The 22,773-nt window shown below is 61.5% G+C and carries 18 protein-coding genes; 14 read left to right on the top strand and 4 right to left on the bottom strand.

Going from position 1 to position 22,773, the window contains the following annotated elements; all coding sequences use genetic code 11:
- Positions 1–8 precede the first annotated feature (8 nt).
- A complete protein-coding gene (locus QWU44_RS07335) occupies positions 9–728 on the bottom strand; it encodes a LysE/ArgO family amino acid transporter (protein WP_370915038.1) in 720 nt (239 codons plus the stop codon).
- Between the two features lie 70 nt (positions 729–798).
- Here QWU44_RS07335 and QWU44_RS07330 point away from each other — a divergent pair, with 70 nt between their 5' ends.
- From QWU44_RS07330 to QWU44_RS07320, 3 genes are all read left to right on the top strand, one after another.
- Positions 799–1,677, top strand: coding sequence for a LysR family transcriptional regulator ArgP (locus tag QWU44_RS07330; RefSeq protein WP_370915037.1), 879 nt, complete (start codon positions 799–801; stop codon positions 1,675–1,677).
- Between the two features lie 39 nt (positions 1,678–1,716).
- Positions 1,717–2,469, top strand: a complete 753-nt coding sequence (locus QWU44_RS07325) for an HNH endonuclease family protein (protein ID WP_370915036.1) — start codon at positions 1,717–1,719, stop codon at positions 2,467–2,469.
- A 120-nt stretch (positions 2,470–2,589) separates the two neighbouring features.
- Entirely contained in the window at positions 2,590–3,537 is a 948-nt protein-coding gene (locus QWU44_RS07320; RefSeq protein WP_370915035.1) for a DoxX family protein, read from the top strand.
- A gap of 173 nt (positions 3,538–3,710) precedes the next feature.
- On the opposite strand, the gene ilvD is transcribed toward QWU44_RS07320, so the two are convergent.
- From ilvD to QWU44_RS07305, 3 genes are all read right to left on the bottom strand, one after another.
- Positions 3,711–5,552: a dihydroxy-acid dehydratase gene (gene ilvD, locus QWU44_RS07315; RefSeq protein WP_370915034.1), complete on the bottom strand. Its 1,842-nt coding sequence runs from the start codon at positions 5,550–5,552 to the stop codon at positions 3,711–3,713.
- Positions 5,553–5,622: 70 nt separating this feature from the next.
- Entirely contained in the window at positions 5,623–6,327 is a 705-nt protein-coding gene (locus tag QWU44_RS07310) for a PH domain-containing protein (RefSeq protein WP_370915033.1), read from the bottom strand.
- 45 nt (positions 6,328–6,372) lie between these two features.
- Entirely contained in the window at positions 6,373–8,001 is a 1,629-nt protein-coding gene (locus tag QWU44_RS07305) for a mechanosensitive ion channel family protein (RefSeq protein ID WP_370915032.1), read from the bottom strand.
- A 487-nt stretch (positions 8,002–8,488) separates the two neighbouring features.
- Between QWU44_RS07305 and QWU44_RS07300 the strand changes: the two genes are divergently transcribed.
- From QWU44_RS07300 to QWU44_RS07250, 11 genes are all read left to right on the top strand, one after another.
- Entirely contained in the window at positions 8,489–10,375 is a 1,887-nt protein-coding gene (locus QWU44_RS07300) for an acetolactate synthase large subunit (protein ID WP_370915031.1), read from the top strand.
- Positions 10,375–10,899, top strand: coding sequence for an acetolactate synthase small subunit (gene ilvN / locus QWU44_RS07295; protein ID WP_370915030.1), 525 nt, complete (start codon positions 10,375–10,377; stop codon positions 10,897–10,899). The genes QWU44_RS07300 and ilvN overlap by 1 nt, the downstream gene beginning before the upstream one ends.
- Before the next feature lie 203 nt (positions 10,900–11,102).
- Complete coding sequence (ilvC, locus tag QWU44_RS07290; protein WP_370915029.1) at positions 11,103–12,116, top strand: ketol-acid reductoisomerase; 1,014 nt, start codon at positions 11,103–11,105, stop codon at positions 12,114–12,116.
- 636 nt (positions 12,117–12,752) lie between these two features.
- Positions 12,753–14,147 carry an MmgE/PrpD family protein gene (locus tag QWU44_RS07285; RefSeq protein ID WP_370915028.1) on the top strand — a complete coding sequence of 465 codons (1,395 nt, stop codon included), beginning with the start codon at positions 12,753–12,755 and terminating at the stop codon, positions 14,145–14,147.
- Positions 14,148–14,176: 29 nt separating this feature from the next.
- Positions 14,177–15,010 (top strand): phosphosulfolactate synthase, encoded by an 834-nt coding sequence (locus QWU44_RS07280; RefSeq protein ID WP_370915027.1) that lies wholly within the window; start codon positions 14,177–14,179, stop codon positions 15,008–15,010.
- A 335-nt stretch (positions 15,011–15,345) separates the two neighbouring features.
- Complete coding sequence (locus tag QWU44_RS07275) at positions 15,346–16,335, top strand: cation diffusion facilitator family transporter (RefSeq protein ID WP_370915026.1); 990 nt, start codon at positions 15,346–15,348, stop codon at positions 16,333–16,335.
- 102 nt (positions 16,336–16,437) lie between these two features.
- The gene (locus QWU44_RS07270; RefSeq protein ID WP_370915025.1) at positions 16,438–18,333 is read left to right on the top strand and encodes a DUF262 domain-containing protein; all 1,896 of its coding nucleotides are present in this window, start codon (positions 16,438–16,440) and stop codon (positions 18,331–18,333) included.
- Between the two features lie 92 nt (positions 18,334–18,425).
- A complete protein-coding gene (locus QWU44_RS07265; RefSeq protein WP_370915024.1) occupies positions 18,426–20,198 on the top strand; it encodes an MBL fold metallo-hydrolase in 1,773 nt (590 codons plus the stop codon).
- 224 nt (positions 20,199–20,422) lie between these two features.
- Positions 20,423–22,018, top strand: coding sequence for a phosphoglycerate dehydrogenase (serA, locus tag QWU44_RS07260; protein WP_370915023.1), 1,596 nt, complete (start codon positions 20,423–20,425; stop codon positions 22,016–22,018).
- Positions 22,019–22,226: 208 nt separating this feature from the next.
- The gene (locus tag QWU44_RS07255) at positions 22,227–22,472 is read left to right on the top strand and encodes a flavin reductase (protein ID WP_370915022.1); all 246 of its coding nucleotides are present in this window, start codon (positions 22,227–22,229) and stop codon (positions 22,470–22,472) included.
- On the top strand, positions 22,382–22,714 hold the full coding sequence (locus tag QWU44_RS07250; RefSeq protein WP_370915021.1) for a flavin reductase family protein: 333 nt from the start codon (positions 22,382–22,384) through the stop codon (positions 22,712–22,714). The genes QWU44_RS07255 and QWU44_RS07250 overlap by 91 nt, the downstream gene beginning before the upstream one ends.
- Positions 22,715–22,773 lie beyond the last annotated feature (59 nt).

Below are 22,773 nucleotides of genomic sequence, written 5' to 3'. Positions count from 1 at the left end.
GGTCCGAGTCAGTGGAAGAGCAGCCGAACCGCGATGATGATCATCACGACACCAATGGCGATGTTAACCATTCGTGCGACATTGGGTCGGGACAACGGGCCAGACAGTTTCCGTGCGCCGTATCCGATTGTCGGCATCCAGATGCTCGATGCCAATAATGCCCCCGCAGCGAAGTACCACCGACCGATCTCCCCGTATTGATTCGCGATGCCGCCCAGCATGACCACAATGTCCACGTAGGCTGCGGGATTGAGCCAGGTCATCGCGAGGGCTGCGAGGATGGGTTTCACCCAGACCCGTTGTGGTACTTGTTTTGCCGTGTGAAGGGTGCGTTCTGCGACTGCTACTGAACCCGTTCCGCCAGGAGACGTGTTGATGGTGTACCTGCTGTCGTCAGGGAGGGGGGAGACGCTGGGATTCTGTTCGTCTCGGGTGAACGTGTTTTGGTCGGGATGAAAGGCTTCCCGAAATGAGGTGAATGCAAACCAGATGAGATAGGCGAATCCGAGGTACTTCATCAGGTCGAGGATGACGGGTGCTCTGTCGATGATGACACCGACACCAGCGGTGGATCCGATGATGAGAATGTATTCGGAAACGAGACAGACAGTGACAACTGCTCCGACGGCGGTGCGGCGGATTCCCTGCCGAAGTAAAAGGGTGTTCTGGGGTCCGATGGCAATGATGAGCGATAGGCCCATGAGGAAACCGTGGAGTGCGACGTTCATGGTTCTGATGGTGTCACCGGGTGGCGGTTAAGAAAAGTTAAAGTTTTTGAATGTGCGTTAGAATTGCTTCATGAATCCGATTCACCTGGCCACACTGCTCGCTGTCCTCGATGAAGGTTCTTTCGAAGGTGCCGCTGACGCTCTCTCGCTCACGCCATCCGCAGTGAGTCAACGGATCAAAGCGCTTGAATCCCAGGCGGGAAGGGTTTTGATCCGTCGTACCAGTCCGACCACTGCCACTGCTGCGGGGGAGGTGCTTGCCCAGGCCGCCCGCAGGATGGCTCTTCTGCAGGCTGAGACAGATGCCCAGCTCCGGGGTCGCCTCGCGCGTGTTCCCCTCAGTGTGGCGATCAATGCGGACTCTCTCGCCACCTGGTTCACCCCTGTGTTCTCGGATGTCGCCTCCTGGGACTCCGCGACCCTTCAACTCCGGGTTGAAGACGAGTCGCATTCCCTGAAGCTGCTCCGCCGTGGTGATTGTCTTGGGGCTGTCACCAGGGAACACTCGCCGGTTTCAGGATGCACGGTCAGTCCTCTCGGCATCATGCGTTATCGCGCGGTGGCAGCCCCGGAACTCCGGGATGTGTATACGGTTAACGGGAGGCTCGACTGGGCTGCTATGCCAGCACTGCGGTACGGGCCGAATGACAAGATCCAGGATTCAGACTTGACTGGGCGGGTCGATCGATTGCCTCGGCATCGCCGCATCTCCCAGATTCCCTCGTCGGAGGGTTTTGTCGAGGCCGCCCGAGCGGGACTCGGATGGGGGCTAGTTCCTGAGATTCAGGCTGCGTCATTCCTCGATTCCGGGGAACTCGTGCTTCTCGACGAACGTGTCTCCATCGTCCCGTTGTTCTGGCAGCACTGGCGGCTGGAATCTCCGCTGCTGCAGAAACTCACAGATTCCGTGGTGGCTGCGGCGGCGGAGAGTCTCGAACCGGTGTCCTAACCTCACGTAGTCACCGCCACGGTGCTACGGTATCGGTTTGTGAGCAACTCCGGGTCACGACGACGTGGTTATGCCTTCGCCTCCATCGCCATTGTTCTCCTGATAACGGGAGCCGTGACTCTGGTGTCTGTGCTTCTCGGCGCGGTACAGGATGCGCAGGGTAGTGGTGAAACCACGGCAGACAGCACCCCCATGCCGGAGACGGGGGACCGGCGCGGTCCACGGCTCTATAGGGACATGCTTGACGAGTTGACAATCCGGGAGAGAGCCCCGCTGACGGGTTACGCCCGTGAGGCTTTCGGTCAACGGTGGAGTGATGACGTGGAAGTCCCCTTCGGGCACAACGGCTGTGACACCCGTAATGACATTCTCGCCCGAGATCTGATCAGGGTCCGCTTTCGGCCCGGTACCCATGATTGCGTTGTCGAGTCAGGCGTGCTCAACGACTACTACACGGGTACCCAGATCGACTTTCTCCGTGGAGCCGGTACGAGCAGCGCCGTGCAGATAGACCATGTCGTTGCTCTTGCTGATGCCTGGATGAAAGGTGCCCAGGATCTGGACCCGGAGGTACGTAGGGCATTCGCGAATGACCCCGACAACCTCCTGGCGGTTTCGGGGCCGATGAACCAGGAGAAAGGGGCTTCCGATGCTGCGACCTGGCTTCCCCCGAACAGCAACTTTAGATGCGAGTACGTCAAACGTCAGATCACAGTCAAACACCGTTATCACCTGTGGGTGACTCCCGCGGAACATGATGCACTGGCCTCGCAACTGGCTTCCTGCTCCTGACCCGTTGCCGTTGACTCTGCTCGGACAGTATGACCGATGCGTAACGATTTCGAGTCAATATGTCGACTCGCCCGGCACCGGTGCGGGCAAAACCTCTGCAGTTCACCTACCCTGCATTGTATGAACGACAACAATAGTTCCCGCCCTGATCGTGCCGAACCCGAGGATTTTGACGATTTCGACATCCCCACCAGCTACGCGCCCCTGAGAGATGCGGACGAAACTCCCGCTACCGAAACTTCCCATGAGTCCGTGTATGACCGTGCAGGCCGTGCTGCCCCGCAGTCCGTGGGGGTCGGCGCCGGAGAGCCAGCCACTGCGGCGTTCCCGACCCAGGATCAGTACCGGGCTCAACAGTTCAGGGAAACCGACTCTGTGGCGTCCGGGTATACCGACGCAGATTTCGCCACCGATCAACCCACGACGACGATGCCTATCATGACAGGTGCTCCGGCACAGGTACAGGAGCAACCTGTTCAACAGCAGGCTCAGCCCACCGAATCAGACCACACGGATGAGTCTTTCGAGGAAGATGAACCGGAGGCAAAGCGCGGTACGATTGACCTGGGTCTCTTCTTGATCCGCTTGTTCTTTGGAGCGCTGCTGATCCTGCACTCGGTGTCAGTGTTCTTCCGGCTCGGTAACGGTGGCGGAATCACTGCTCTTGAGGAGCAGTTCGCGGGATACGAGATGGCGGGTGTGCTCTCGATCGCGGTCCCCGGTGTTGAGCTTGCTGCAGGTATCCTCCTAGTGCTCGGGTTGGTTACCCCGCTCGCTGCGGCCCTCGCGACCGTGTCCACAGCTTTCCTTGCACTCCACCAGATCAACATCGCAGACACCCCGGTCAATCCGTTCCAATGGGGTGACGGAGTTCGCTTTGCAGTTCTGATGACCGTCGTTGCTGTAGGACTCCAGCTCACCGGTCCGGGACGTATTTCCCTGGACTTCAGCCGCAGTTGGGCCCGCCGCCCGCTGTGGAGCTCCATCATCTTCATTCTGATCGGCATCGGCTGTGCGGTCGGGCTCTGGTGGCTGGTCACCGGTGGCGCATATCCGTTCAGTAGGTGATCTGAGCAGTCTGTACACGGCAGATCCGAGAAGCCGGCCACTGGTGTGTGGCCGGCTCGGGATCAGCGCATGGGACATCTGTCCGGGATAGTGACGATCGGATACTGATACGCGTTGCCGGAAACACAGGGAGGGCCAGCCCGTAGGGCTGGCCCTCCCTGTGTTGGGAAAGGTCAGTCGACCTGGCGAACCGCTCCCTTGTCCGCGGAAGTCGCCATCTTTGCGTATGCACGCAGCGCCTTACTCACCGTACGCTGACGGTTGACGGGCTGCCAGGGCCTGTCGGAGGCGTTCATCTCATCGCGACGACGTTCGATCTCAGCGTCGTCGATCTCCAACTGGAGGAGGCGTTCGTGGATGTCGACGGTGACGGTGTCACCGTCCCGGATGAGACCGATGACGCCGCCATGTGCGGCTTCAGGGGAGACATGTCCCACCGACAGTCCGGATGATCCTCCGGAGAAGCGGCCGTCTGTGATCAGCGCACACTTCTTGCCCAGTCCCGCGCCCTTGAGGAACGCTGTGGGGTGCAGCATTTCCTGCATTCCGGGGCCGCCGGAGGGCCCCTCATAGCGGACGATGAGGACTTCACCTGGTTGGATGACCCGCTTCAGGATGACGGAGACCGCTTCCTCCTGTGATTCCACAACCCGGGCGGGACCCGAGAAGTGCCACAATTCTTCATCGATACCCGCGGCTTTGATGATCGCACCGTCCGGTGCGATGTTGCCTCGCAGAACAGCTAGCCCACCGTCGACTGTGTAGGCGTGCTCGACGTCGTGGATGCATCCGTTGACGGCATCCGTGTCGAGAGTGTCCCAGCGGTTTTCTGTTGAGAATGGTTCCGTTGTTCGCACACCACCTGGCGCAGCGTGGAACAGCTCGATTGCTTCATCCGTTGCTTTCCCGCCGCGGATGTCCCAGGCATCGAGCCAGGACTGCAGATCGGGGGAGTGCACGGAGTGTACGTCGTCGTGGAGGAGACCGCCACGGTGCAGTTCACCGAGGATGGCGGGGATACCGCCGGCGCGATGCACATCCTCCATATGGTAGTTGGAGTTCGGGGAGACCTTGGACAGGCAACCGACCTGCCGGGAGAGGTTGTCGATGTCATCGAGGTCGAAATCGACCTCACCTTCCTGTGCCGCGGCAAGGATGTGGAGAACCGTGTTCGTGGACCCACCCATCGCCATGTCGAGTGCCATGGCGTTGTCGAAGGCGTGCTTCGTCGCGATGGACCGGGGTAACACGGAGGTGTCCTCTTCACCGTAGTAACGGCGGCACAGTTCGACGATCGTTTCTCCGGCTCGGGTGAACAGATTCCGGCGAGCCTTGTGCGTGGCCAGAGTTGATCCGTTGCCGGGAAGAGACAGCCCGAGTGCCTCGGTGAGGCAGTTCATCGAGTTGGCAGTGAACATGCCCGAACACGAGCCGCAGGTGGGACATGCTGAAGCCTCGATCCGGGAAAGTCCCGGAGCATCGACGCCTTCGTTGGCGGATGCGGAGATGGCGGTGACGAGGTCCGTCGGGGCATGGGCGATGCCGTCGACGACGACAGCCTTGCCGGCTTCCATCGGTCCTCCGGAGACGAAGACTGTTGGGATGTTCAGGCGTAGGGCGGTGTTGAGCATACCCGGCGTGATCTTGTCACAGTTAGAGATACACACCAGGGCATCAGCGGTATGGGCATTGACCATGTATTCGACGGCGTCCGCGATGATCTCGCGGCTGGGCAATGAATAGAGCATGCCACCGTGCCCCATCGCGATGCCGTCATCGACGGCGATGGTGTTGAACTCCTTGGGAACCCCACCTGCCGCAGTGATGGCTTCGGCGACGATGTCACCGACATTTTTCAGGTGAACGTGACCGGGCACGAATTGGGTGTAGGAATTCGCGATGGCGACGATCGGCTTACCGAAGTCGTTATCCTTCATTCCGGTGGCGCGCCACAAGGCGCGGGCGCCGGACGCGTTGCGTCCGACAGTGGTGACTCTCGAGCGTAAGGGGATCATGGAGGGCTGTCTTCTGCTTGTAAGGGCGGGTCAAGGGATCCCCGGATAAAGGGGATATGTGGGATGTTGTTCAGGACACGTCGGGTCTGGTGTTCCTGCTTCCATCACCGGAACGGGGATCGCCCTGTTCCTCAATGATGGGTTGTCCTTCGGCATCTGTTCTGTACCAGCCGCCGGGCTCCATGCCTCCGTGACGTTTCGCGGCGGCACGTTCCTTCTTCACCCGCTCGATCTCTTCCTGGGCGGCCAGGATCTCGCGGGCTGCCTCCTCGCGTGTCTTGACCACCTGGTGACCGTCCCTGCGCATCACGACGACCTTGTCATCAGCGGCTGCGCGACCGGCCGCGATCACGTCAGGAATCCGGCCACCGGATGCCGCTGCGAGATCAGGCACGCTGTTGAAGGAGATACCTGGGAGCGTGAACTCACGCCCATCATGCGACCGGGCGTGTGAGCTTCCCGCTCCGAAGCGGATTCCGGCGAAGTCCTCCCATGTAACGCTGCGGCTCCGGGATAGCGCGTAGCTTGCGGTGATGCCGTCGGAGTGGACGGTGGTACGCGATTTTAGTGTCCAATAGGCGTAGAAGAAGGGAAGCGCCAGGAGCCAGAACAGATACTTGGGTGCTGCTCCTACCGTGAGCAGACTGGTCAGCAGCATCAGACCAGCCCCCAGAAGGTGGGTACGTTCTGGCCGGAACACGGTTTCGGTGACGGGGCTTGCACCGACGGCACCGTTGCCGGAATCAGGATCAGCGTCGGGGCTTGTGGAGGACATACCTGCTGATTCTATTGAATCGCCGGTACCCGAGTCACTTCGGGGTCAGGGGTTCCCGGTGTTGGTGTCTCCGCTGTCACCTGCCGCTGGCGTCCCCGGGGAGTCAGCGGTCGGAGAAGCGGAGGGAAAACCTGTTGCCGGCGTGGTCGCCGGGATCTTTTCATCGGTTATGGTCGGTTTGGTGGAAGGTGGCTGCGCCGGGGAGGATTGGGGGTTGGTGGAGGTGACGGATTCCTGGGTAGTGACCGGGGCGGACGTGACTGCGGGTACGTCGATCGGAGGCGTCTCTAGGTTCCATTCCGCGCTCTGCTCCAGTGCGTATCCTTTGAGGATGATGAGCCCCAGCAGTGCAACGCAGAGGCCGGTGGTTGAGGGTCTGACCCGACCGCCGAAAGTGAAGAAGCGGCGCCACCCCGTCGTGTCGACCGTCCTCCGCAGTAGAGCTGCCAGGTGTGGGTCGGCCGAGTGATCCGGGGAGCTCCCGTTTGAGGGGTCGGTGGGGTCGTTGGTGGAGATGTCGGAGCGTGAGCGGTTCTTGTCCTGTGTTGGTGGGCGTTGGGTGCCGCGGGGTCCATCGCCTAGGGCAGTGTTCATGGCTACGGTTGCGGCTCCTGCTCCTGCTGCAGTCGCCGCTACTCCGGATACCTGGGCGGGGGAGTTGGATTCTCCGGTGGTTTCGGTGTCCTGGTTTTCAGGGGTCTCCTGCATGTCGTTTCGAGTGCTGACGGAAGGATCGTCATTGACGTCGATGAGTGGAGTTCGGGTGAAGGCGCGTTCGATTTGTGGGGCGTCAGCCTCGAGTGTTTCTCGGACCGCACCCGAGATTGTTGTTGCGGAACCGTACTCCGCCCAGAACTCCTCGATGATCCTGGTTCGGATGGCACGTTCCACGGCCCACTGGCGAGCGGGGTGGACCTGAACGATAAAACGCATGTCCACCATCCACGGCATACCGACGGTCTGTGGCCCCTCTACTCCAACTGACGGGTGCACATCGAGTTCTCCGGTGACATCTCCGGCGATCTCGGGTTGTTCGAGAGCACGGAGCGTGGCATCGGTGGAGCGCTGTACGGCGTGGTCGATTGAATCTGACCCGAGGAGCGGGATTGGCATGGTGACGACCGCCCGGGCCCAATAGTTGGAATGGTTGATGCAGACCCTGGCCGTGGAGTTCGGGATGGTCACGGTTTCGCCTGCGAGGGTACGGACCCGGGTGGCCCGCATCGTGATCTGGATGACGTCACCTTCGATGTCGATGCCTGAGCCTTCGAACCGGACCCAGTCGCCGACGCCGAATTGTTTCTCCGAGATGATGAAGAACCCGGCGAGGAAGTCCGCGATGATCGATTGGGCGCCGAGGCCCACGGCAGCGGAGACTACTGTCGCGGGGATCGCGGCTCCCGCGAGAGGGATACCGAGTTCCTTGAGAGCCGCGATCGAGAGGAAGAAGTAGGCGATTAACTGGACCAGATAGACGGCAGTGCCCACGATGGCCAGGCGTTGCTTGGATTCCTGCTCGGTCGGGTCGAGATGTCGGGTGATCAGTCGGACTGAGAGGCGCCCGATCCTGGGTACCAAGAAAGCGACGACGATGATGATGGCGAGTTCGATCCCTTGATCGAGGAGCCATTTCAACCATGTCGAGGGAATGAAGGACATCTGGGTGTGGAGCATGCGGAATAGACTAACGCGGTTCTGTGCGGGCCTTCACCTCGGATGGCGAAGTTGATGGATTACCCCCGCGCGGTGGGGTGATCCACCGAAGCATTCTCACCGTCAGTGACCCAGCCCACTGGTGGATGGGGCCTTCAGGTGCAACCCGGGTGTCCCGCCCTGTGGACGGGGGTATGGGATGGGGTGGCGAAAGTTGCCGGGATACCCGGTTGTCTGTGTAACATTTCGTGACATGACCAACATTCGACTTGTACTCGTAAGCAGCCGGCGTTTGCCGTAGCGGCCGTACAAGTCGTGAAGTCAAACGCCCTCGACACCACCGTAGAAACGGTGAGTGGACGGGGGTTTTGTTCTTTCTCGACCTGGTGTTCGCCCGCTTCGTGAAAGCCTCTCCTCCGGTACTCCAGGAGAGGAAATGACGAAAGAGTGATACCAATTCCCGACTGATCGTTATTCACCGAGACCATCCCCAAAGGAGCCCGACGTCGTGAACGTGGCAGCTCGTAAACACCCCAGTCCCGCCATGCTGGCGAAGGACGCGAAACCATCCGCCCCCGAGCGCATGACCGGAGCGCAGGCAATCGTCCGCTCGCTTGAGGAACTCGGGGTCGACGTCGTATTCGGTATTCCCGGCGGTGCGATTCTTCCGCTGTACGACCCGCTGTACTCCTCCGAGAAAGTTCGTCACGTCCTCGTTCGCCATGAACAGGGGGCGGGACATGCCGCTGAAGGATACGCCCAGGCATCTGGCCGGGTCGGGGTGTGTATCGCCACTTCCGGGCCGGGAGCCACCAACCTGGTCACCCCGTTGGCTGACGCACACCTGGATTCCGTTCCGGTGGTCGCAATCACCGGGCAGGTCGGCCATACGCTACTGGGTACCGATGCTTTCCAGGAAGCGGACATCCGGGGCATCACGATGCCGGTGACCAAGCACAACTACATGGTCACGGACCCGGACCGTATCCCTGCTGCGGTCGCCGCCGCCTTCCATCTCGCCTCTACCGGTAGGCCCGGGCCCGTCCTGATCGACGTTCCGAAGGACGTCCAGAACGCGATGTGCGATTTCGTCTGGCCCCCTAAAGTAACGCTTACGGGCTATAAACCCGTCACTACGCCACATCACCGTCGCATAGAGGAAGCCGTCCGGATGATCTCTGCGGCCGAGCGTCCGTGTCTCTACATTGGCGGTGGCGTCATCAAGGCCGACGCGCATGCGGAACTCCTGGCTTTCGCGGAGTACACCGGTATCCCCGTGGTGACCACGCTAATGGGACTCGGATCCTTCCCGGACAGTCACCCACAGCATATGGGGATGCCCGGTATGCACGGCAGTGTTTCTGCCGTTGCCACCATGCAGCGGTCCGATCTGCTCATCACCATCGGTGCCCGCTTCGATGATCGGGTGACTGGCGACCTCAACAGCTTCGCCCCAGATGCCAAGGTGATCCACGCTGACATCGACCCCGCCGAGATCTCGAAGATCCGGCACGCCGACGTCCCGATCGTCGGAGACGCCCGGGAGGTGCTGGATGCTCTGCTGACCATGTACCGCAAGCTTGAGTTGGCTCCGCCCGCCATCGACCGTTGGGTCTCCTACCTGAATGGTCTCCGTGACAGGTTCCCGCGTGGCTGGACGGGCAACGACGACGGCGCGATTTCCCCCCAGTACGTCATTAACACACTGTCCAGGGAGGTCGGACCGGATGCCATCTACTGCGCCGGCGTCGGCCAGCACCAGATGTGGTCGGCCCAGTTCATCGACTACGAGAACCCCCGTACCTGGCTCAATTCGGGTGGCCTCGGCACGATGGGCTACGCCGTACCCGCAGCGATGGGTGCGAAGGCCGGCATGCCGGACAAGGAGGTCTGGGCGATCGACGGAGACGGTTGCTTCCAGATGACCAACCAGGAGCTCGTCACCTGTGCTGTCGAAGGATTCCCCATCAAGGTCGCGCTGATCAACAACGGAAACCTGGGCATGGTCCGTCAGTGGCAGACCCTATTCTACGGGGGCCGCTACTCCAACACCCGTTTGCGGAACCAGGGGGAGTACGTGCCCGACTTCGTCAAGCTCGCCGAAGCCCTCGGCTGCGAGGCGATCCGTGTCACCCGTGAGGAGGACGTGATCCCGGCCATCCGACGTGCCCGTGAGATCAACGACCGTCCCGTCGTCATCGACTTCATCGTCGGAGAGGACGCGCAGGTCTGGCCGATGGTTGCCGCCGGTCACTCCAATACCGACATCCAATATGCCAAGGATCTGCGCCCACTGTTCGACGAGGACTCGGCGGCGACGGCCCTGTCTGACGTTGAGAAAGCCATCGAAGGCAACGCACACGACGCCGCCAAGCACACCGAGGAGAAGAACTGATGTTCCCGAAGAACCGCCACATCCTGTCCGTTCTCGTCGAGGACGTCGACGGAATCGTCTCGCGGATCGCGGGACTGTTCACCCGTCGTGGCTACCCGATCGCATCCATCGTCTCTGCGATCACGGACGTCGACGGAATCAACCGCATCACCATCGTGATTGACGGGGAATTGGGAGACGAGCACACCATCGAGCAGATCACCAAACAGCTCAACAAGCTCATCCCCGTGCTCAAGGTCGTCCGCCTCCCGGAGGAGAGCACCGTTGCCCGTGCACTGATGATGGTTAAGGTTTCCGCGGATGCCAGTAACCGGCCACAGATCGTCGATGCCGCGAACATCTTCCGGGCTCGGGTCATCGACGTTTCTCCCGACGCTGTGGTCATCGAGGCGACCGGTACTCCGGGCAAGCTCGAAGCGCTTCTCGAAGTACTCGCCCCGTTCGGCATCCGGGAGATGATCCAGTCCGGTGAGATCGCCCTCTGCCGCGGTCCCAAGACCATGGCCCCGGCCAACGGACGTTGATTCTGCTGGGGTGACCGACACCAACCCCGTCTGGATGCCCCCCACACACCACCTCCATCGCCCACGAGGCGCTGCGCCTGACCTCCCCATGCGGCACACCCACCGCTACGCACGGAGACTGAACATCTAAGCTAGAACACATCGCACCAGATGCGTTTTTCGACCGATACATCTCAATTCGAGGAAAAGGAACACACAGTACCATGGCAATTGAAGTTCTCTACGATGACGACGCCGACCTGTCGATCATCCAGAACCGCAAGGTCGCGATCATCGGTTACGGTTCCCAGGGGCATGCCCACGCCCAGTGTCTGCGGGACTCAGGTGTCGAGGTCTGCATCGGCCTCCGTGACGGCTCCAAGTCCGCGGTGAAGGCTCGTGAAGCCGGTTTCGAGGTCAAGTCAAACGCCGAAGCCTCCAAGTGGGCTGACGTGATCATGCTGCTCGCCCCCGACACCTCCCAGGCACAGATCTTCACCGAGGACATCCAGCCCAACCTCGTGGACGGCAATGCCCTTTTCTTCGGCCACGGACTGAACATCCACTTCGACCTCATCGAGCCGGCCGACGACATCACCGTCGCGATGGTCGCCCCGAAGGGGCCCGGCCACCTGGTGCGTCGTCAGTTCGTCGACGGCAAGGGTGTTCCCTGCCTGATCGCCGTTGACCAGGATCCCAAGGGGGAGGGGCGGGACCTGGCACTGTCCTATGCTGCAGCCATCGGCGGTGCCCGGGCCGGCGTCATCCCGACCACCTTCCGCGAAGAGACCGAGACGGATCTCTTCGGCGAACAGGTCGTGCTGTGCGGTGGTCTCGAGTCCCTGATGATGCAGGGCTTTGAGGTGCTGACCGAGGCCGGATATGCCCCCGAGATGGCCTACTTCGAGGTCCTCCACGAGATGAAGCTCATCGTTGACCTCATCTGGGAAGGTGGCCTCGCCAACATGAACTACTCCATCTCCGACACTGCCGAGTTTGGTGGTTACGTCGCGGGCCCCCGCATCATTGATGCAGGTACCAAGGAGCGCATGAAGGAGGTCCTCTCGGACATCCAGGATGGCAGCTTCGTCAAGCGTCTCCTCGCCAACGTCGAGGGGGGCAACAAGGAGCTCGAAGGAATGCGTGCTGAGATTGCCGAGCACCCGATCGAGAAGACCGGTGTCAAGCTGCGTGACCTGATGAGCTGGGTCAAGAACCCGCTCGACGCCACGGCCTAAAGCGCACACGGCGAAGCCGCGGAACCGGTTTCGCGCGGACTGAAAATCCGCCCACGACCCGTCTGACGGAGCGTGGGCGGATTTTCGTATGTGATCCCGTGGCGCGGTAGGTGGTTCCGGGTGAACGGAAGTTGGTGCCGCACGGTGGCCTCATGGGTATTGCGGGGCTAATTTCGGGGGTGAATTTGGGTGCTGATTTTGAGGGCTGGTTAGTGCTGGTATATGGGTGACTGTGGGGGTGTGTGGGGGATTTTGGATGGCGTGTGGCGCGTGGTCTCGTTTTGTGGCGATCCGAGAATTATTCGGGCGCCAGACGACATTGGGATGTGTCGAAGAATGCTGGGGTGCGGTGGCATGTGCAGGTCTGATTGTCTGCGTGGTGAGGGGGCTGTTCTGTGGTCAAGGTGCTTGACGTGGGTGTTGAATGGGGTTGTCTGGGGGATTGATGGTGGCTATATCGCCCCCGTGCGGGAGATGACGTCTCGGAATGAGGCATCCGGAAGAGGTTTTGTAGGTGGGGGCCGGAACCCGTTGACACCCAAAACATAACGCTCGTACTGTAAGGCCAGCCTTCGCTAACAGTGTGGGGTGTGGGCCGGAGACCCGGGCCACCCGAGGCTGCCCCACCAGAAAGGTATGTACCTCGTGACCACGACTCGCACCGAAGTTCAGCAGATGGCGGATTTCGCCGCAAACGCCACTCTCGAACAGATGTCGCCGGAAGCGCTGGAGCAGTTGAAGATCCGCGTCCTCGACACTCTCGGAGTCGCAGTCGGAGCACTGGACTCCGACGTTCTCGTCGCCATCCGATCGCTCAATGATGATCTTGGTGGCAACGGCCAGGCCACTCTCATTGGTGGTGGAAAGACCGCTGCCGACCTCGCGGCATTCCACAACTCCGCAGCATCTCGCTACCTCGACTTCATGGATGCCTACCTCGCCAAGGGGGAGACCAACCACCCCTCGGACAACATGGGTGCGGTCCTCGCCGCCGCCGAGGTTGCCGGCGCGTCCGGGCGCGATTTCCTCACCGCCTTCGCCGTCGCCTACCAGATTCACACCCGATTGTCTGATGTTGCACCCGTGCGTGCGCTCGGCTTCGACCACACCACTCAGGGCGCCTTCGCTGCCGGCGCCTCCGCCGCACTCGCCCTCGGACTCGATGCCGACGCCATTGCCAACGCCGCCGCGATGACAGCCACCGCGAACGTCGCGCTGCGCGTGACCCGGACCGGCAATCTGTCCCACTGGAAGGGGCTGGCTTATCCGCACACCTCCAAGGAGGGCATGTTCTACGCTCTCCTCGCGGGGAAGGGCATCACCGGCCCGGAGGCCGTCTTCGAGGGTAACAAGGGGTTCAAGGCACTCGCCGGCGATTACGAGCTCGACTGGTCCAAGGAGGACCTGGAGTCCGTAACCCGAACCATCATCAAAAAGTACAATGCCGAGATCCACTCACAGTCTGCACTCGAGGCAGCTCTCGAGCTCAAGGGAAAGCACGACTTCGATCCCGCCGAGATCAAGGAAGTACGTCTGACCACCTTCGACGTCGCCTACTCCATCATCGGCGGTGGCGAGGAAGGGGACAAGCGTTCGATCCGTACCAAGGAGGAGGCCGACCACTCCCTGCCGTGGATGCTCGCCGTGACGATCCTTGACGGGGAGCTCAACCCCGCACAGTACGAGGCGGAGCGCATCGTCGCCGATGATGTGCAGACCCTCATGGGCAAGGTCACCATCACCCCGTCGGACGAGTTCTCCGACCGATTCCCGAACGAGATGCCCGCCGACCTTGTCATCGTCATGAACGATGGCACTGAGTACCACGCCGTGGAATCCGCCTACGACGGCTTCCATTCCCAGCCGCTTGACTGGGATGGTGCGGTGGCGAAGTTCACCGCACTGGCTGAGCCCTTCGCCGATGAGGCACTGCGCACCGAGATCTGCGACATTGTCCACCGGCTCGAGGAAGTCGCCCATATTTCCGAACTGACCGACCTGCTTGCCCGAGTCTCCACGACTCGCTCCTGACACCGCATCACCGAAAGAAAGGCATCACCATGTCCAACGCTATTGACTTCGACGTCTCCTTCAACTTCGTTCCCCGCGCCAAGCGCCCCGCTAAGCCGCGCACCTACGGCATGACCGAGGTTCGCGCGCCCTACTACGACACCTTCGGTACCCGTCACCTCCAGGATGTGTTCGACATGGCGGGCCAGTGGGTCGATGGAATCAAGTGGGCGGGCGGTTCATTCGCGCTGTGCCCCGCTGAGCAGGTCCGCAAATTCTCCGACATCGCTCACGAGAACGACGCCTATGTCTCCTCCGGTGGCTGGATTGAGACGGTCCTGCGCTACGGTGACGACGCGGTCGATCACTACCTGAAGGAAGCCAAGGAAGTCGGCTTCGACGTCATCGAGATCTCGACCGGGTTCATCATGCTCCCGACTTCTGGTCTTGAACGCCTCGTGGAGAAGGTCGTCAAGGCGGGACTGAAGGCGAAGCCGGAACTCGGCATCCAGATCGGCTCCGGCGGCGACTCCTCTGAGGCTGAGCTTGCCGCTGAGTCCGCCAAGGACATCGGCGACCTGATCGACCGCGGCAAGCGGGCGCTCGATGCCGGCGCCTCGATCATCATGATCGAGTCCGAAGGCATCACAGAGAATGTCAAGGAATGGAACACCGGCGCCGCGGCGTCCATCATCAATGGTCTCGGTCTCGAGAACGTCATGTTCGAGGCCGCTGACGGCCCGGTCTTCGAGTGGTACGTCAAGAACTACGGCAATGAGTGCAACCTGTTCGTCGACCATTCACAGGTCCTGCAGCTCGAGGGTCTTCGCCAGAACATCTGGGGCAACAAGTCCACCTGGGGCCGTGTGATCAACCCCCACTGATCTCCTGGTTTCTGACGGATGATCACAGATCCCCGTCATCCGCCGCGACATGTTCAATCGCGGTGGATGGCGGGGATCTCTGTCATGTATTGCTGACTGTGCGGTTCTCCGTTTGTCGCGGGGGTGATGTGAAGGGGTGAATATGGAGGAGAAGCTAATGGAACCGGCATTCGTTTCAGGTAAGTGTGTACTTAGTTCTTTGCCCATGTGGAGAGGGGTTTTACGGCGCTCCACACTTTTGGAAGTGGCGGGGGTTTCCCATGTTTCCGCAGCTTAAGGCCAACACGTTTTCAATAAGGTTTCAATAAGGGCTTCGTTGGGTTAAGGTTCATCTCATGAGCGAGAGCATGAAATCCGGGCACCACCACGACCATGACCACACGTCTGGCGATGGTCACGATCATGCTGATCATGACCATCGCCACGGTTCCGGTGGGCATGCTCACGCCCATGCACCTAAATCCCTCAAGGCGCTCATCGGCGTCATCGTCCTGACCACCACGATCTTCCTCGCGGAGGTCATCTTCGGTCTACTCTCCGGATCACTGGCGTTGCTCGCCGATGCGGCCCACATGCTCTCCGATTCCGCGGGACTTGTGATTGCGCTCGTCGCCATTCTCATCGGGCGTCGTGCGGCAACAGCGTCCGCCACGTACGGATACCGTCGCATCGAGGTGATCGCGGCCGCAGTCAACGCTCTTTCCGTCGGGCTGATCTCCATCTGGATCGTCGTTGAGGCGATCAAGAGACTCGGCGGGGAGGGGCACATCGACACGACGATGATGCTCATTGTCGCGGTCATCGGTTTCATCGCCAATGGCGGTTCTGCGCTTCTGCTCGTCCGCCGCCAGCATGACAGTATGAATATGCGCGGTGCCTATCTCCATGTGCTGTCGGACATGCTCGGTTCAGTCGCCGTCATCGTTGCGGGTCTCATCGTCCGGGCAACCGGCTTCATCCTCGCCGACACCATCGCTTCCGTCGTCATCGCCGCGATCATCCTTCCGCGCTCCATGCGTCTGCTTCTCGACGCCACTCGTGTGCTCATGGAACGGGTTCCCGGGCATGTTGATATCGAGGAGATGCGCCGTACTCTGGTGGATATCCCTGGGGTAGAGGCCGTGCATGATCTCCATGTGTGGACGATGGACGGAAATGAACTTATCGCCACCTGCCACCTCGTCGTTGACCCCGCGCGGGCCGATCGCGGGTGCAATATCCTCGACGTCGCGAACCAGCGCTTGGAGAAGGCCGGGGTATCCCATGCGACGATCCAGATCGAGACCTCCGACCACGCTGAACACGAACCGAGTGTCCACGACTGACCTACGTGTCAGTTCCCGGCCCCGGTGGTGGACAGGCAGTCGGCACCGGGGTTTCTTACGGATGTAGCGCAGATGTTGATAAACCGGGATAGAGTCATCGTCATGGGTTTCACCACACCGAGCTATGACCTCACCGACCTCTTCGCCCGCATTGACCGCGGCGACGTCCAACTTCCTGATTTCCAACGGGATTACAGTTGGAATGTTGACCGTATCCGCTCCCTGATTGTTACTGTGCTGCGCGGTTATCCGATCGGCTGCCTCATGGCGCTGGATACCCGCAACGAGCCGATGCGCTTCCGTCCTCGTCCGCTTGCCGGGGCACCCGACACCGGGCGGAACCCGGGAATGCTCATTCTCGACGGGCAGCAGCGCCTCACCACCCTCTACCACTGCCTGCGCGGAAACGGGCTGGTCGACACCGTCGACTTTCGTTCGATGCGCATCAGGCGGCGTTTCTACGTCGACGTGGAGAAAGCCGTGTCAGAGGACATCATGCCCGACGAAGCGGTGCTGTCCGCCGACGCGAACGGTGAGATCAAATCCCACTACGCTCCGAAGATTCCGGGAGGCCTCCCCGATCGCGCGGCGGCTCGTGCTCACGGCCTCGTCCCCGTTTCCGCGCTGCTCGAGGATGAGGGCACCGACATGCTCTTCGACTTCATTGAGGGCGCTGATCCGGTGACCCGGGAACGGGTGAAGCGTTTCAATAACACCGTCGCCAAACCGCTCGTCCGCTATTCCGTTCCGATCATTCGACTGGACCGGGAGACGGCGCAGGGCGGCGTGGGGTCGATCTTCTCCCAGGCGAACTCGGCAGGTCTGCAGATGGACGTCGTCGATCTGCTGACCGCTGTTTTCGCGAGCGAAGACCCGGACTTCAGACTCTCTGACGAATGGACCGCCATCGAGGAGGCGTTGCGCGCACACCCCGTTCTCGATGACATTGACCGTACCGCCTTCTTCACGGCGGCCACACTGCTGATAACTGCGGGAAAAGGAAGCGCCAGCGGCCACCGCGAAGATATCCTCCGACTCACTCTCGCGGAATACCGGCCTGCGGAACAGCGCACCCTTGATGCCTTTGTCGCGGCCGCTCGGTTCCTGGAGGAACGGTGCATCACAGATTCCTCCCGTATACCGTATGCCGCACAGATCACGCCGCTTGCGGTGATCCTCTCCCTACTGGGTGAGACGCCTGAGATATTCGAGTGCGCACAGGCGATGGACCGCCTCAACCGATGGTTCTGGTCGGGAGTATTCGGTGAACTCTATGGATCGGCCTCCGTTATCGTCCGGACCGGGCGGGACGTCGAACAGGTAACCCCCTGGATTCGCGCCGCACAAGAGGGGAGCGACACCTCCCCTGAGCCGACCTCGATCTCCGGCGCCCGCTTCGTGGAGTCACGGATGCTCAGTGTCGGTGCCGAATCCGGAGTCTGGAAGGGCATCCACGCACTGCTCATGGGGCGGGGGGCCCGGGACTGGCGCTCCGGTGACCGCTTTGACGCGAAGAATCTCGTCGAGGGCGAGGAGGTTTTCCACCCGATCTTCCCGCCGCAGTATTGCCGCCGTACCGGAGTCAATCAGACCCTCGCGGACAGTGTGCTGAACCGGACACCGTTGAGCCTCCGGACCGAAGTGTTCATCGACGGCTCAGAACCCGCCCGATACCTCACGCGGGTGCAGTCGAAGTCGCTCATGGAAGACGATGCTTTCGATGCGGTTCTGGCCAGCCACCTGCTTGACCCCGAGACCCTCCGGAACAGTGACTCGGCTGCCTTCTTCGCCGACCGGCGAACCCGGTTCATCGGCATGATCGAGGAAGCGATGGGTAAACCCGTCATCCGTGACGTCGATGAGGAGAATCTCGGTGGCGGTGAGGAAGGACCTGATGCCTTCGCCTGCACCGTTCGATCCGACACCACCAGGAAACGCAATGGCGATGGTACCGCTGACCAGGTTCCGGCCCCCGATGTGCTGCACACCGATTCCTGAACACCCGGTCTGCACCGCGGATGTATCGTCCCGGTGCCTAGTATCTTCCACCAAGACCCCCAATGATCTGATGAAAGAGACGGTTGAGCTTCATGCCGCATGACCACCGCGCCCTGACACCGAACCGCCACCGCATCATCGCACTTATCTGTGGAGCGATGCTCGTAGGATCCGGACTCGCCGCATGTGTCTCTGACAGTGCTAACGAAGGAAATTCGGAGCAGGGCGACGCTCGTTCCTCATCCGCTCGGACTAAAACACCGATCGCTGAGCGTTACGGGACCGAACCCCGCGTTCTCCCGGACACGGATCTCTCCGGTATCGAGGTCAGCGCACTGTTTTTCCCCGATGCCCCTGCCGTCATCGTCACCGCTCTCGATCCCGCATCTCAGCAGCGTGCCGCAAGTATTGGAGTTACAGCGGGGCTTCCCGTACTCACCGCCACCGGAAACAATGACGAAGCACTCACAACCGAGATCAATCGACTCGGTGCGAAGATCGTCGTCACCGTCGGCGGAGCGGTGGTGAAACTTCCTGAAACCGTGACGGTGCATACCGATGACGGAACAACCACGGGATTCGAGACACTCACCGGGAAGAACCCGGAGCAGGTCACTCCCGAGACCACCCCGGCCGCACTACTCCGGCAGATCGCGGCACTCACCCCCGGGGATCTGCTCGACGCAACAGAAGCGGAGACCGCAGGCCGGGAAGTAGACATTGCGGGTGACGATACGGCGGACGCGACCCCGGAAACTGAGGAATCCTCGATCAGCCAGTCGACCTCCGCCGCCGACCCGGCCCCAACGGAAAAGCTCCCAACCCGGGCCAAAGACAATGACCGGGCACCGCTCGTCCTCGCGGCTCCCGGCACCGGTATCACGGCAGTGGCCACCGCCCGTGCCGCAGGAGCCGATGTCGAGATTCTGGACTACGCAGACCCGCGGATCAGCGGGGAGTCCGTTGATCTGATCCGTGGCCTCGACGGTGATCCGGTCATCGCACTCGGTGAGATGTTCGGCAGCACGGAGCACTTCGCGCGCGTCACCGAGCGGGCCACCATGGTCACCGCCGAACAACCCGGCGGCGGACAACTCGTTTTCCCCGGGCGACGCATGATCGCCTACTACGGGCATCCCTCCGGCGGCGCACTCGGCATCATGGGGGAGCGGAGCCCCGAAGAATCCGTCGCCCACCTGAACGAGCTCGTCGCCCAGTACGCACCGCTGTCCGAGGAACCCGTGATCCCCGCCTTCGAGATTATCGCCACCGTGGCCTCCGCATCACCCGGACCTGACGGCGACTACTCCAACGAAGCCGATCCGGAAGAACTGCGTCCCTACATTGACGCCATCACCGACGCAGGCGGCTACGCCGTCCTCGACCTCCAGCCGGGCCGAGCCCGCCTGATCGACCAGGCAAAGATCTACACGGACCTGCTCAAGCTCCCCAACGTCGGCCTCGCTCTCGACGCCGAATGGAAACTCGGGCCTGACGAGGTACCTCTCCAACAGGTCGGCCACGTCCAAGCGGAGGAAATCAACGAGGTCGCCGACTGGCTCGCCGAACTCACCGCAGACAACAAGCTCCCGCAGAAGGCGTTCGTGCTGCACCAGTTCCAGCTCCAGATGATCCGCAACCGCGAGAACATCAACCTCGAACACCCGGAGCTCGCCTTCGTGCTCCACGCCGACGGACACGGGACAGCGGGAGACAAGTTCGCCACTTTTGATGTACTCCGCCAGGAGCTCGATCCCAGGTACTTCATCGCGTGGAAGAACTTCATCGACGAAGACACCCCGATGTTCACCCCACAGCAGACGATGGACATCAATCCCCGTCCCTGGTTCGTCAGCTACCAGTAGCGTCTGGTGCATTCGCCTCGCCCCGAAGCCCTCTTTTCGGGGTTCCGAACTGTGTTCTGCACCACCAAATGATCCACCATGGGTGCCCACGGTGGACACACCGATAGTGCGGTCTACACTGAAGCACAGTCGCACGCCACATCTTGCCGGCGTGGACCCGCCCCGGGCCGACGCGGTCGTGCCTGCCCGGACGCGGACGCAACCAGCACTCCAGGAGTAAGAACGTGAGCCAGAATGGCCGCCCGGTAGTACTCATCGCAGACAAGCTCGCACAGTCCACCGTCGACGCCCTCGGCGACGGCGTGGAGGTTCGCTGGGTCGACGGACCCAACCGACCCGAGCTGCTCGCCGCAGTCGGCGACGCCGACGCCCTGCTCGTCCGTTCCGCAACCACCGTCGACCGCGAGGTCCTCGAAGCGGCGAAGAAGCTGACCATCGTCGGCCGCGCCGGCGTCGGCCTCGACAACGTCGACATCGCCGCTGCCACCGAGCGCGGGGTCATGGTCGCCAACGCCCCGACCTCCAATATCCACTCCGCCTGCGAGCACGCCATCTCGCTGCTGCTGTCCACCGCCCGCCAGATCCCCGCCGCCGACGCCACCCTGCGCGACGGCGCATGGAAGCGCTCATCCTTCCAGGGCGTCGAGATCTTCGGCAAGACCGTCGGCATCGTCGGCTTCGGCCACATCGGCCAGCTCTTCGCCCAGCGCCTTGCCGCGTTCGAGACCACCGTCATCGCCTACGACCCCTACGCCAACCCCGCACGCGCCGCGCAGCTCGGCGTCGAACTCGTCGAACTCGACGAACTCATGAGCCGCAGTGACTTCGTCACGATCCACCTCCCCAAGACCAAGGAGACCGCCGGCATGTTCGACGCCGAGCTGCTCGCCAAGGCCAAGAAGGGACAGATCATCATCAACGCCGCCCGCGGCGGCCTCGTCGACGAGCAGGCGCTCGCCGACGCCATCACCTCCGGCCACATCCGGGGTGCCGGTTTCGACGTCTACGCTTCCGAACCGTGCACTGACTCCCCGCTGTTCGGACTCAAGGAGGTCGTGGTCACCCCGCACCTCGGCGCGTCGACCGTCGAGGCCCAGGACCGGGCAGGCACCGATGTCGCAGACAGCGTGCTCAAGGCACTTGCCGGCGAGTTCGTCCCCGACGCCGTGAATGTCTCCGGCGGCCGCGTCGGCGAAGAGGTCGCCCTCTGGCTCGACCTCTCCCGCAAACTCGGCCTCGTCGCCGGTGAACTCCTCGACACCGCCCCCGTCGCCCTCGAGGTCACCGCCCGCGGCGAGCTGTCCACCGAGAAGGTCGACTCCCTCGGCCTGTCCGCAATGCGCGGCCTGTTCTCCTCGATGATCGACGAGCAGGTCACCTTCGTCAACGCCCCCCGCATCGCCGAAGAACGGGGCGTCGACGTCACCGTCAACACCGAGAGCGAGGCCGTCAGCCATCGCTCCACCGTCGAGGTCAAGGCCATCGCTTCCGACGGCGCCACCGCCGCCGTCGTCGGTACTCTCGCCGGACTCGACCGCGTGGAGAAGATCGTCCGCCTCAAGGGACGCGGCCTCGACATGCGCGCCGAGGGCCGCAACCTGTTTCTCCACTACACGGACCAGCCCGGTGCACTGGGCAAGGTTGGTACCCACCTCGGTGGGGAGGGCATCAACATCGTCGCCGCAGCCCTGTCGCAGGACGCCTCTGGCACCGGCGCGACGCTGATTCTCCGCGTCGACGCCGAGGTACCCGAGAAGATCGTCGAAGCTATCAGTGCTGACCTCGAAGCAACCGCCTTCCAGGTGGACTTCGGGGTCTGATAACCCGGTCGTTGAACGAACCGCCATTCCGCCTTTTCTTCCCCTTGATGGGGGAGGTGCGGTGGAGTGGCGGTTCATTTTGTGTCCAGAGGTTACATTTTGAAACGTCGTTCTTAGAACAACTACTAGAATGTATCTTCGCAGGGTGCACCGACTTCCCGCAGTATCATATGTGCTATCTCATAAGGGGGGGAGAGAATAGGGGACCATGACTGAAACGGTATCGGGTCTCGAACTACGTACTGCTGGTGGATACTTCCCCTCCGGGGTGACGGTGATGACCACCTATTCTAGAGGGATGGACATCGGGCTGACGGTCAATGCCTTCGCGCCACTGTCCCTGGAACCCGCAATGGTGGTCGTGTGTATCGAGAACAAATCCAAGTCCTTGTCGAAGCTGGCTGTCGCCGTGAGGTCGGAATCTCTGTGCTCGCCTCGGATCAGCTCGAACTAGCGGTGCAGTTTGCCCGACACGTGGAGGACCGTTTCGCGGAGGTTGAAAATGAACGCCGAGGGAAGATTGGTGTGCCCTTTATCAAAGGTTCTGTCGCTTGGTTCCTTGGGGTGGTAGATTCGTGGTACGAAGGAGGTGGCCGCAATATCATTGCGGCGAATGTTCGGGAATGTGGTAGCGACGAAGAGAGGACACCTTTGATATATGTGCGAGAAAATCTTTCAAGTGCTGAATTTGCATGATAGGTGGAACTGTCAGGGGTAATTATTTTCAGTTGTTACTTAATTGTTCCCTAGTTATT

This window comes from Corynebacterium sp. CCM 9203 (genome assembly GCF_041357675.1).
Classification (GTDB): domain Bacteria; phylum Actinomycetota; class Actinomycetes; order Mycobacteriales; family Mycobacteriaceae; genus Corynebacterium.
The sequence above is the reverse complement of the archived record's forward strand: the minus strand, read 5'-3'. Positions and strand labels throughout refer to the sequence as shown.